This is a genomic window from Dactylosporangium cerinum, from assembly GCF_042653625.1.
GTDB classification, from domain to species: Bacteria; Actinomycetota; Actinomycetes; order Mycobacteriales; family Micromonosporaceae; genus Dactylosporangium; species Dactylosporangium cerinum.
Map to the genome: position 1 here is coordinate 235,661 of NZ_JBHSIU010000066.1, position 12,245 is coordinate 247,905.

Sequence of the window (12,245 nt, forward strand, 5' to 3'; positions counted from 1 at the left end):
GCCGCTGCGCTGGCCGCTCATGCCGCCACCTCCATCAACACCCGGGAAACCCGTGCGGCTGTGTCCGCCCAGCCGGTGAGCGTGGTCCGGCGCGACGTCGCGGACCGGCGCAGCGCCTGCCGTAGCTCGGGTTCGCTGAACCAGCGGCGCAGCCCGTCGGCCAGCCCGCCGGCCTCCTCGTCGGCGCTGACGAGGAGGCCGGGCAGGGAACCGTCCGGCGCGTGCCCGAGCGCTTCGGGCACCCCGCCGACCGCGGTTGCCAGCACCGGTATCCCGCGCGCGAGCGCCTCGGTGACCACCATGCCGTAGGTCTCACCGTGCGAGGCGAGCAGGAGCAGGTCGGCGCCGGCGTAGGCGGCCGTGAGCCCGGCCCCGGTTCGCGGGCCGGCCAGGACGACCCGATCCTGGATGCCGTCGGCGGCAAGCTGCCGGCGGAGCCGGTCGACGAACGCCGGGTCGCGATCGAGGGAGCCGACGCACACGCAGTGCCAGGGCACGTCGGCGACCTTGGCGAGCCCTTCGGCGAGCCGGTCGTGGCCCTTGTGCGGGGTGACCGCTGCCACGCACAGCAGCGCCGTGCCGGCCCCGGAGCCAGGCACGAGCGGCGCCGGATGGACGCCCGGCGGCGCGGCGTGGACCCGGTCGCCGGGCAGCGCGTAGGACTCGATGAGGCGCCGCCGGGTCCAACTGCTCGTGGTGACGATCGCGCGTGCAGTGACCAGTGCCTCGCGCTCCTGCTCGTTGTCGAGCGGCAGGTGCACCAGCACCACGAGGCGGAGGCGTTGCGCGTGCTCGCGGAGCACCGCTGGAACAACTGAGGCGATCAGACCGTCGAGCAGGACCAGGGCGCCGTCCGGCGCGGCTGCGAGGACTCTCGCGAGGCCGGCCCGCGAAGCGGCACCCGGCTCGGGCCACGTCCCGGGCACTGCGTGCTCCCGCACCGTCCACCCCTCGGCGACCAGGCCGTTGCACACCTCGCGGTCGTAGGCGTTGCCGCCGCTCGGCGTCGCTGGATCGTCGATGTCGTTGGGCAGCACGACATGTACGACCCTCACAGGGATCGCTCGTAGGCCGCCGACGCGATGTGCGACTCGTGCAGGGTGACCTTGATGGCGGACAGCTCGCGGGCGTTGTCGCCGAAGTTGCCCGCCTCGATGCGATCGGCGAGGCGGTCGGCAACGAACCGGGCGAGCACTTCGGTCGAGGTGTTCTGCCCGGCGAACACCTCGACGTCGTCGAGATTGCGGTAGTTCAACTCACCGACGACGGCGGCCAGCTCGCGCTGGGCGCACCCGATGTCCACGACCAGGCCGTCTTCGTCGAGATCCGTCCGGCTGAAGGTGGCGTCGACGACGTAGGTCGCACCGTGGAGGCGCTGTGCGGGCCCGAACACCTCGCCGCGGAAGCTGTGGGCGATCATCATGTGATCACGGACGGTCACGCTGAACATGGTCATTCTCCGCTGTAGGTGATGAGATGGCACAACGCGGGAAGGTTGCCCGCGGCGAACACGTCAGGTAGGTCATCGAAGCGCGACTCGCCGGCGATCAGCGCGTCGAACGCGGGGTCGCGCAACAGCTCCAGGGCAAGCGCCATTCGCTGCGCGAACGTACGGCGCGGGTGGGCAACGGTGCCGACCTGGCTGCTGCGGATCGTCAACCGGCCGGAGTGGAACGCGCCGCCGAGCCCCACGCTGACCGGCCGGTCACCGTACCAGCTCAGCTCGACCACCGTGCCCTCGGGCGCGAGGAGGTCCAGCGCACACTGGAGCCCCTCGGACGTCGCACTGGCGTGGATCACGAGATCCCGGCGCCGGTCGGCGGTGTCCGGCGTGGCGAACTCGACGCCCAGCGCGCCGGCCACGGTTTCGCGTTCCATATCCACGTCGACGAGCTGCACGTGCACACCGGGAAGCCCGGCGACCAGCCTTGCGACGCAGCAGCCGACCATGCCGGCACCCACGACGGTCACCCGGTCACCGATCCGAGGAGTGGCATCCCACAAGGCGTTCACTGCCGTCTCAACGGTTCCGGCCAGGACGGCACGTGTGGGCGGCACGCCGTCGGGTAGCACGTGGACGGCGCTGGCCGGCACCACGTAGGCGGTCTGATGTGGGTACAGGCAGAACACCAGCCGACCGTCGTCGAGCTGACCGACGTTGAGGTAGCCGTACTTCACCGGCCCGGGAAAATCACCTTCCTGGAACGGCGCGCGCATCACGGCGTACTGGTTCGCTGGCACGCGTCCCTGGAACACGAGCGTTTCGGTGCCCCGGCTGACGCCGGAGAACCGTGTGCGCACCAGCACCTCGTCCGGGCCGGGTGTGGGCAACGGCACGGGCCGGATCTCACCCGCGCCCGGCTCGCGGACCCAGAAGGCACGCGCTGTCGGCATCTACTCCCACCAACCCTTGAACCAAATCGTTGCCGTTGACGTATCCACGATCAAGGTCGCACACCATGGTACGGAGGCACGGTGCAAAAGGTTCAAACCGGTCCGGCAATCGGGTTTATCGCCCAGTTTGTCCTGCTGGCCGGCCTCGGCGAGACGGCCGGCCTCGGCGGTGCCGGCTGGCTGGTCGGGCTGACCTACGGTGCTGCGCTGTGCGGCCTGCTCACCTGGGGCATGCACCGCTCGGGTGTCCTCCACCTCGGTCCGGCCGACTGGGTGACGCTCGCCCGGGCGGTGCTCATCGGCGGCGTGGCCGCGCTGACCGCGGACTCGTTCGACCAGCCGGTTCCGGCACGGCTGCTGGTCAGCTTGACGATTGTTGCTCTTGTGCTGGACGGCGTGGACGGTCAGGTCGCACGGCGGACCGGCACCGTGTCGGCGCTGGGCGCGCGCTTCGACATGGAGGTCGACGCTTCGCTGCTGCTCGTGCTGAGCCTCTACGCCGCGCACCAGGTTGGCGCGTGGGTGCTCGTGATCGGGCTGATGCGCTACGTTTTCGTCGTCGCGACGTGGTTGCTGCCGTGGATGCAGGCGACGCTCCCGCCGCGGTACTGGCGAAAGGTCGTTGCCGCGACCCAGGGCGTTGTGCTCGTGTCCGCGAGTGCCGGCGTCATTGCGTTGCCGCTGATGGTGGCCGCGTTGATGATCGCGTTGGCGCTGCTGGTGGAGTCGTTCGGCCGCGACGTGCTGTGGATGTGGGCGCGCCGCGTCCCCAAGGTTTCACCCGCGACCCGGCGGTCCGCTGTGGACGTTGCCTGACGACGGAGACGGCATCCATGAAGTGGCGGACGGCGGCCGGATCATCGAAATAGGAATAGTTCAGGCAGAACATTGGGATTGGTTCAGGCAATACAATGAGCGTGGTTTAGGCAAATCAAATTGACGGTTCCATTTGGGGAATTGATCATGAACAATTGCTGATATGAATTCCCAATTCAGGTTGCGAACCGCCGTTTTCGCTGCCGTCCTCGGGTTGGTCGTCGCGCTGCCCGCCGCGCCCGCGGCCGCCGACGAGGGCACGGGTAGCTCGACAGCCACCACGACGAAGCAGGACGCAAAGCGCGCACAGCCCGGCGCCGGGGTGGCGCCGAAGACCGTCGCACCGCCGAAGCCCACCGTGTCGCCGAAACCCGCCGCGCCGAAGGTGGGCGTGCCCAAGCAGCGGTCCGCGCTGGCCGCCTGGCAGCTGACCCTCAACGTGCCCGGCGCGCACGACAACGGCGAGGGCGCACAGGTCTCCTGGCTGTGGATCACGCAGAGCTTCCACATCACCGCGACGGCGAACCAGGACGTCGGCCCGACGCCGTACTACATCCGGATCTACCGCGACGACGTGCAGATCGCGATCTGCGGCACCGGCACCACCTGCTCGGTCGACGTGGGCAGTTCGGTGATCGCCTCGTCCTGGATCAGCGCGGACATCAGCACCGCCGCCGGCAGCCGGATCGTCGCGTCGAACCCGCCGTTCGTGCTGGTCGACTGGCACTTCACGACCGTCAGCCTGAACGTCGCCCAGACGACGGTCAACGTCGGCAGCGCGGCGACGCTGACCGCGCGGACGTTCTTCGACGTCGGCCCGTCGCCGTTCTGGACGCAGATCTTCGACCTGACCACCGGTACCCGGGTGGCGATCTGCGGCAGCGGCGAGAGCTGTCCGGTGAACATCACGCAGGCGAGCGCCACGACGCACCGGTACCAGGCGTTCGTCGGGTACAACAGCGCCACGCTCCCGCTGTCCGGCCCGCAGAGCAGCAGCCTGGTCAACTGGGTCACCTGGTCCAACAGCGGGTTCCGGATCAGCCTGACGGCGCCGGTGTACACCGAGACGACCGAGACGGTCACCGCGACGGCGTCGTCGAGCGTGACACCGACCCCGTGGTACATCGAGATCTTCGACGCCGACACCGGCACCCGGATCGCGTTCTGCGGCAACGGGTCGGTCTGCTCGCTGACCGGCTACACCCCACCGGTGCCGAACGTGCGCACCCACCTGGTCGCGTTCGTCTCCAGCTTCAGCACGGCGTTCCCGCCGTCCGGCATTCAGGCGACCTCCAACCTGGTGGAGACGATGCACTACGTCCCATGACGTCGGGGTGGACGGCTGTGCGGGGCGGCGGCATCACCCGGCCGGCGCCGAGCCGCTCCGCCAGCAGGTCGCTGGATCTCGGCGTCAGCACCGAGATCGTCACGTGAACCACCGGTCCGCCGGCGCGGGGATGCGTCGGCGGACCGGTCACGTGCTGGGCGCGGTCAGGCCAGGTCCCGCAACAGCTCCGTGCGGGTGACCGGGTCGAGCCCAAACCGGCCGGACCCTCGGCGCGTGCAAGCCGGGTGCGGGAGAAGCCACCCCAAGTCGCACAACAATGTGTCCGACGCTCGACCGAAGCACTCCGGTCCACTGTGGACTGTTGAGGCGCGGGTGCGTCGCGGCGCATACGGCTGAGCCGCGGCGAGGACGGTTCCGGCCGGGCCGGAAGGGGCCAGGCCAGAGGCCTTCCGGGTTGCCGAGCGATCCAGGAAAGTATTCCTCAGCGGCAGCGAAAACGCCCGAGAAAATGAAACGGGAAGCACATAAATCACTTTCTGGAAAGGGCGGAGCCATGTCAATTTCGGATCATTGATCGATGTCCCGGAGCAATTCTCTTCGCATTCTTCGCAGTGTGGTCCACGTTGCAGAAAACCCTCATTGCAATTTTATCGAAAGGTGTACAGCCATGCACAAGGTCATTCGCCGCGGTTTCGCCGGTCTGCTCACCAGCGCCATTGCGTTCACCGGGCTCAGCCTGATCTCCGCCCCGGCGCACGCCGCGTTCACCTCCACCATCGGCGGGGACATCACGCGGTCGGAGGTGATGCAGCGGGCGCAGTACTGGCTTGACCACCAGCCCGGCTCGTACTCGCAGAGTTCGTTCTCGCCGGACCCGATCGGGTCGCGGAACTACCGCCGGGACTGCTCCGGCTACGTCGACATGTCCTGGCATGCGGCCGGCGACTACACGACGTACAACCTGAGCTCGATCACCACGGCGATCAGCCGCGCCGACCTCAAGCCGGGCGACGCCCTCAACGACGCGCAGCACCACGTCATCCTGTTCAAGCAGTGGAGCAACAGCGCGCACACGAACTTCGACTACTACTCGTTCGGCTCGACGCCGGTGAAGCTCATCCGCAACGCCTCGATCTCGTCCGGCACTTGGGACGGGCACCCGAACTCGGCGTATGAGGCGCGCCGCTACGTGCACATCAAGGACGACGTGGTCGCGCCGCCGCCGGTGGTCTACGACCAGTCGCCCGGCGAGGCCGACGTCAACGGCGACGGGAAGTCCGACCTGGTTGCCCAGAACGACACGAGCACCTGGGTGATGCTGTCCAACGGCACCTCGTTCAACGCCCCGGTGCAGTGGTCCAGCGTGGCGTTCTTCGGCGAGGTCGCCAACCACGCCGGCGACGTGAACGGCGACGGCAAGGCGGACCTGATCGCCCAGAACCAGACGGACACCTGGGTGATGCTGTCCACTGGCAGTTCGTTCAGCGCGCCGGTGCGGTTCTCGAACGTGGCGTTCTTCGGCGGCGTGGCGAACCATGTCGGCGACGTGAACGGCGACGGCAAGGCCGACCTGGTCGGGCAGAACGAGACGGACACCTGGGTGATGCTGTCGACCGGCAGTTCGTTCAGCGCGCCGGTGCAGTTCTCGAACGTCGCGTTCGTCGGCAGTGTGGCGAACCACATCGGGGACGTCAACGGCGACGGCAAGGCGGACCTGGTCGCGCAGAACGCCGCCGGTGCCTGGGTGATGCTGTCCGGCGGAGCGTCGTTCGGCGCACCCACCCAGTTCTCGGCGCCGGCCTTCCAGGGCGGGATCGCCAACCACATCGAGGACATCAACGGCGACGGCAAGGCGGACCTGGTCGCGCAGAACGACAGCAGTGTCTGGGTGATGCTTTCGAGCGGCACCGCGTTCGGCGCGCCGGCACAGTGGGCGACCGGCGCGTTCTACGGCACTGTCGCCAACCACATCGGTGACATCACCGGCGACGGCAAGGCGGACCTGGTCGCGCAGAACGAGACCGACGTCTGGGTTCGCACTTCGACGGCGAGCGCCTTCAACTCGTCGGCCAAATGGTCGAACGTGAACTTCTTCGGGCAGGCGGCGAACATCGGCTGACCCACCGCCACACCACGCTCATCCAACAACGTGAAGAAATATTGTCGCCCCCAGCGGCAATATTTCTTTACGTTGTTCTGCTGTGCCAGACCCCCGACGCCCACGACCAGGTCCGGTGCCCCGGTTCGCGAGATAGCCGGGTCACCGGCCAGCGCGGCGGACGAAGACGAACAGCCACGCGCCGGCGGAGCCGGACAACAGCGCGATACAGATCAGCAGCGGGAGATAGCCGGTGGCGCCGACCACCGCCGAGCCGATCGCGATGCCTGTCACCTGCGGGGTTCTGGTCAGCATGCCCATGGCGCCGGCGGCGCGGCCCTGCAGGTGCTGCCGGGGTCGTGCGTTGGAGCTTGGTCTGCTGCGCCACCACGAACCACGGCAGCGCGGCGCCGTAGAGCGCGAACCCGGCCAGCACCACGGGTAGCAGGGGAACCGCTATCAGTGCGGTGCCGACGGCCGCCGCGGTCAAACCGGTGCCGGCGGTGCGGGTCTCGCCGAAGGCGCGCACCGCGCGGCCGGCGAACAGCCCGCCGATCACCGCGCCGGCGCCCTGCAACGTGAACAGCACGCCCACGAATGCGGGCGGCCGCTGCAGGCCGTCGCTGTTGAGGGCGAACTCGGTGGGTTCGAGCAGCCCGAGCCCGAACACGGCCGTGGCGGCGGCGAGGACGATGCGGCGCAGCGCCGGGGTCTGTCGGCAGGCTATCGCAACATGTGTTTCGATGGTAGCGACGAAACGATGGATGTCAATCTGGGGACGAAGGTCCTTCGACCGGTGCCGGCTGGGCGTCGGCGAGCTCGTGCCGGTCGTGCAGCCGGACGGGACCCATGCCGCCGCGCCGTGGCGAGAGCCCCGCCGAAGCGGCGCCGGCCTGCGCGGCGAAGGTTTCTGCAAGGTGTACGGCAGGCCCGGCCGACACCCTGAGCCACGACTCGACCGGCCGAACCGTTCGGCCGGCGTGGCGAAAGGAAACGGCCTTGAACCGATCAACCATCCGCCGGGCGGCGATCACCGCCCTGGTCCTCACCTGCGCCGGCCTTGGGATGCCCGCGCCTCCGGCGAGCGCCTTCGCGATCTATGTCGTCACGAACGTCAACGACACCGGAGCCGGGTCGCTGCGGGACGCCATCGACATGGCCAACGGCAGCCCCGGGCTCGACTCGATCATGTTCGCCCTGCCCGGCGCCGGGCCGCGGGTGATCGTCCCGCAGAGCGACCTGCCGACGATCACCGATCCGCTGATCATCGCCGGCTACACCGAACCGGGCGCGTCCCCGGCGACCGCGACCACCCCGGCCACGCTCACCGTGGTCATCAACGGAACGTTCATGACCACCGGCCTGACCATCGACGCCGACGACAGCGCCGTGTCCGGGATCGTCATCAACAGCGTCGCCGGGGCCGGCGGCGACTGCGGCGGCGCCGGCATCTGCGTGCGCGGCGATCACAACCTCATCCGCGGCAACTACATCGGCACGGGCAACGCCGGCGCGGTCGCCCTGCAGAACAACGACTCCGGCGTGATCGTCCTCGGCGCCGACAACCAGGTCGGCGGCGAGCACCCGGCCGACCGCAACCTCATCTCCGGCAACCGGCTGTACGGCGTCGAACTGCAGGGCACCGGCACCAAGGTGCTCGGCAACCGCATCGGCAGCGACGCGACCGGCGCGAACGCGCTCGGCAACGGCAGCGGCGGCATCCTGGTCAACGGTGCCGGCAACCAGATCGGCAGCGACCAGGCCGGCGGCGGCAACGTCATCTCCGGCAACCCCGGCATCGGCGTCGACATCGACAACGGCGCCGACTTCACGATCCTCCACGGCAACCTGATCGGCGTCAACGCGGCCGCCACCGCGGCCCTCGCCAACGACAGCGGCATCGAGGTGAGCAGCAACTCCAACGAGATCGGCGGCTTCCTCACCGGCACCGCCAACGTCGTGTCCGGCAACACCGGTGTGGGCCTCGAGGTGGACGGGATCGCCGGGTCCAACCAGATCGTCGGCAACCTCATCGGCGTCGCGCCCGGACCGATGGGCCCGGTGGACATCGGCAACGGCGGCGACGGCGTCTGGCTGCGCAGCAGCACCGTCAACTCCCTGGGCACCGACGACGAGGGCGGCGGCAACACCATCTCTGGCAACGACGGCGACGGCGTCCGGGTCGACGGCAACGACCAGGACATCAAAGGCAACCGCATCGGCACGGCGGTCGGTGCCGCCGGAACGCTCGTGCCGCTGCCCAACACCGGCAACGGCATCACGGTCAGCGCCGACCGGACGATCATCGGCGGTGACAACAAGGAATCAGCGAACGTGATCGGCACCAACGGCGCCAACGGCATCGAGCTCGACGCGGCCACCGACGAGACCGTGATCCGGGCCAACGCGATCGGCACCGACCCCACCGGCGCGATCACCCTGTCCAACACCCTCAACGGCATCCTGATCACGGACGCCGACACCAACCACATCGGCTCGGTCGACCCGCTCGTCCCGCCGAACCGGATCGCCTTCAACGGCCTCGCCGGGATCGCGCTGAGCGCCGGCGCGGTCGACAACGACATCCTCGGTAACCTCGACTACGGCAACGCCGGCCTCGGCATCAACCTCGACCTGGCGCTGGCGCCGCCCGCGGTCGTGCCCAACGACTTCCAGGACCCGGACGCCGGTGCCAACAACCTGCAGAACCACCCGATCATCACGGCCGCCACCTACACCGCGGCCGGCACCACCACCATCAACTGGCGCCTGAACAGCACCCCGGTGACCATGTTCCGGGTCGAGTTCTTCGCCGCCGCGGCCTGCGGTGTCGGCGGCGTGAGCCCGGCGGAGACCTTCCTCGGCGCCGTCACGGTCGTCACCAACGCCAACGGCAACGTCGTCGCGGCGACCGTGCCGCCCGTCGCCACCCCGGCCGGCACCGTGGTCATGGCCACCGCGACCGAGATGCCGGCCGCGGCCACCTACGCCTCGACGTCGGAGATCAGCGCCTGCGTCGTCGTCGTGTAATCCCTGGGGCCGCCCGGACGCCAACCGGGCGGCCCAGCGCCATGTCGCTCGGTTGGCGATCGGGACGGTCACGCGTGCGTCACGAGGCCGGCCGAGCGGGCGGACGGCGTCGACGTGGCGATGGCGAGTGCCCCGTTGATCAGGGGCAGGGCGAGGGACGCGCCGGACGCCATGTCGAGGTTGCGGACGCGGTGACCGCCACGCTGGCCGCCGCGCCGGTCCCGGCCGGCTGACTCGGCCGCTCAGCTCGGGTGGGGCAGGTGCAGGTGCTTCCGCGCCGGCAGCACCCCATGAGCCGGGCAGCTGTGGCACCAGATGCCGTGCAGCGCACCGCCGCCAGAGGTCGGTCTTCATGGTGGCTGACCCCTCTGACGCCCCGGATACCTCAAGTGCTTTCAGCTGCCCAGCCGGAAGACGGGAGTGTTCTTGAAGCCCGCCGGGAGGTTGACAGTGAGTCCAGTTCTCAGCCCGGGTGCCCACTGCCTGATCCGCAGGGGGCGACTCGACCTGATGCACAGCGGCGCCGAGATCACGACGAAGTGCCGGCTCAGCCGATGCGGCCCGCCTGAGGGTGACGGGCGACTACCCGCTGGCTGGTAGTGCGACGCCCGGCTGGCGGGCCCGGATGACGGACGGTAGCGCCGATGATCAGGGCCGCCCGGATCCGAACACTTGAGCCCGTTGTCCTGATCCCGGCGTGTTGTGGAGGCCTTTCATCGTGGGTGTGCAGACCGCGGCATCGAAAGCATCGGGCTCGGCGTCGTCCGCCTGGGCGCCGTTGCGTTCTGGTGCGTTTCGCGCGGTGTGGCTGATGACCCTTGCCGTCAACATCGGCAACTGGATGCAGACGGTCGGGGCGCAATGGCTCGTTGTCGGCGCACCGCAGGCCGATGTGCTGATCGCCCTGCAGCAGGCCGCCGGAATGCTGCCGATGCTGCTGGTGGCCGTGCCGGCCGGCGTCATGGCGGACATCCTCGACCGCCGGCGGCTGATCATCGGTGTGCACCTGTGCACGATGGCGATCTGCGCGGGGCTCACGATGGTGACCCTCGACGGCGCCGTGCATCCAGGGGTGCTGCTGGCGATGCAGTTCGCCCTGGGCGTCAGCGTGGCGTTGAGCGTGCCTGCACTCGGCGCGCTCACCCCGGACCTGGTCCCGGGCTCGCAGCTGACGCAGGCGTCGGCGCTCGGTTCCATCAGCATGAACGTGTCACGAGCGATCGGCCCCGCCATTGCCGGGCTGCTCATCCCGCGGCTGGGACCGGCCTCGGTCTTCGCGGCCGACGGCCTGGCCGTCGCGATGTTCATCGCGGTCATGCTCCGGCTCCGCCCCACCCACCGGCCCGCCACGCGCCGCCCTGAGCGGTTCGCCGCTGGTCTGCGCGCCGGTGCCCGATACGTGCGGCACGCGCCGGTCGTGCAGCGGATCATGCTGCATGCGCTGCTCTTCCTGCTGCCGGCGTCGGCCCTGTGGGCGCTGCTGCCGATGTTCGCGAGCCGGCACCTGCATCTGAGCGTGTCCGGGTACGGCATCCTGCTCGCCGCACTGGGCATCGGGGCCGTCCTCGGCGCGCTGGTCCAGCCGCGGCTGCGTGCCGCGCTGTGCGGCCGGCGCATCGCTCTGGCGGCCGGCGCCACGTACGTGTGCGTGATCCTCGTGCTCGCGTGCGTGCAGCAGCCGATCGTGGTCGCGGCCGCGCTGGTCCCGGCCGGCATCGCGTGGGTGGTCGCGCTCGCCCACGTCAACGCCGAGGTCCAGAACGTGCTGCCGGCCTGGGTGCGGGCCCGCGGACTCGCCGTGTACCAGGTCGTCATCTTCGGTGGCCAGGGCGTCGGCGCTCTCGCCTGGGGCTTCTGCAGCAGCCAGATCGGCACCCGGTGGACGTTCGCGGCGGCGGCCGGCTGCCTCGCGGCCGGGGTCTGGGCAGCGTGGCACCGGCCGCTGCACGACACGACCCGGATGAGCCACCACCCGGCGGCGATGTGGCCGGAGCACCCCGCGGTGGAGGTCGAGCCCCACCCGGACGCCGGTCCGGTCCTCGTGGTCTGCAAGTACCAGGTGGCGAAGGCGGACGAGGACGCGTTCGTCGCCGCGATGCACGACGTGGGACGCTCCCGGCAACGTACCGGAGCGAACGACTGGCGCCTGTCGCGTCCACTGGGCACGGCGGGGGAGTTCGTCGAGACCTACGCGCTGCTGTCCTGGGACGAGCACCAACGCCACATCCACGACCGCAACACCACCTGGGAGAAGTCGCTGCAGGACCGTGCGGCGTCCCTCGCGGCCGGGCCGCCCCGCGTCGAGCGGTTCGTCGCCCCAGGCGCCCCAAGCGCCCAGGTGGACCGCGACGGGTCGGGCACCGCCGAGCCGGCGGACGGCGTGCGCGCACTCGACCTGGTCAGCGCCACCGGCTGACCTGCAGCGGCAGCGCGACCGCTGCGGGTCCTCCGCCTGCTCACGGAGCACATAACCGGTCTGATACCTACCTCGCAGAGGCCCTGGCGTTCTCGCCAGGGCCTCTATCGGCATGGCCGCGTTCGGCGGGATCGAACTTTTCGGCCGTACCCGTGAAGATCATGTTCTGCGCCGTCAATCAGGACATGAAGGGTATGACCGAA

9 protein-coding genes are annotated in these 12,245 nt (G+C 69.6%); 5 read left to right on the top strand and 4 right to left on the bottom strand.

Annotated elements, in window-relative coordinates; genetic code table 11:
• Positions 1-17 precede the first annotated feature (17 nt).
• From ACFPIJ_RS43435 to ACFPIJ_RS43445, 3 genes are read right to left on the bottom strand one after another with little or no spacing between them, the layout of a single operon-like run.
• Positions 18-1,055: a glycosyltransferase family 4 protein gene (locus ACFPIJ_RS43435; RefSeq protein WP_380124774.1), complete on the bottom strand. Its 1,038-nt coding sequence runs from the start codon at positions 1,053-1,055 to the stop codon at positions 18-20.
• The gene (locus ACFPIJ_RS43440) at positions 1,052-1,450 is read right to left on the bottom strand and encodes a 6-pyruvoyl trahydropterin synthase family protein (RefSeq protein ID WP_380124776.1); all 399 of its coding nucleotides are present in this window, start codon (positions 1,448-1,450) and stop codon (positions 1,052-1,054) included. The genes ACFPIJ_RS43435 and ACFPIJ_RS43440 overlap by 4 nt, the downstream gene beginning before the upstream one ends.
• A gap of 2 nt (positions 1,451-1,452) precedes the next feature.
• The gene (locus ACFPIJ_RS43445; RefSeq protein ID WP_380124778.1) at positions 1,453-2,394 is read right to left on the bottom strand and encodes a zinc-dependent alcohol dehydrogenase; all 942 of its coding nucleotides are present in this window, start codon (positions 2,392-2,394) and stop codon (positions 1,453-1,455) included.
• Between the two features lie 81 nt (positions 2,395-2,475).
• On the opposite strand from ACFPIJ_RS43445, the gene ACFPIJ_RS43450 reads away from it, so the two are divergent.
• The 3 genes from ACFPIJ_RS43450 (at position 2,476) to ACFPIJ_RS43460 (ending at position 6,617) form a co-directional block, all read left to right on the top strand.
• Positions 2,476-3,210: a CDP-alcohol phosphatidyltransferase family protein gene (locus tag ACFPIJ_RS43450; protein ID WP_380124780.1), complete on the top strand. Its 735-nt coding sequence runs from the start codon at positions 2,476-2,478 to the stop codon at positions 3,208-3,210.
• Positions 3,211-3,373: 163 nt separating this feature from the next.
• On the top strand, positions 3,374-4,537 hold the full coding sequence (locus ACFPIJ_RS43455) for a hypothetical protein (RefSeq protein WP_380124782.1): 1,164 nt from the start codon (positions 3,374-3,376) through the stop codon (positions 4,535-4,537).
• A gap of 538 nt (positions 4,538-5,075) precedes the next feature.
• Positions 5,076-6,617, top strand: a complete 1,542-nt coding sequence (locus ACFPIJ_RS43460) for an FG-GAP repeat domain-containing protein (protein ID WP_380124784.1) — start codon at positions 5,076-5,078, stop codon at positions 6,615-6,617.
• Positions 6,618-6,684: 67 nt separating this feature from the next.
• Here the strand turns inward: ACFPIJ_RS43460 and ACFPIJ_RS43465 are convergent, their stop codons facing one another.
• Positions 6,685-7,512 (bottom strand): MFS transporter, encoded by an 828-nt coding sequence (locus tag ACFPIJ_RS43465; RefSeq protein WP_380124786.1) that lies wholly within the window; start codon positions 7,510-7,512, stop codon positions 6,685-6,687.
• An 83-nt stretch (positions 7,513-7,595) separates the two neighbouring features.
• On the opposite strand from ACFPIJ_RS43465, the gene ACFPIJ_RS43470 reads away from it, so the two are divergent.
• On the top strand, positions 7,596-9,626 hold the full coding sequence (locus tag ACFPIJ_RS43470; RefSeq protein ID WP_380124788.1) for an autotransporter outer membrane beta-barrel domain-containing protein: 2,031 nt from the start codon (positions 7,596-7,598) through the stop codon (positions 9,624-9,626).
• A 724-nt stretch (positions 9,627-10,350) separates the two neighbouring features.
• Positions 10,351-12,042, top strand: coding sequence for an MFS transporter (locus tag ACFPIJ_RS43475; protein WP_380124790.1), 1,692 nt, complete (start codon positions 10,351-10,353; stop codon positions 12,040-12,042).
• Positions 12,043-12,245: the final 203 nt, after the last annotated feature.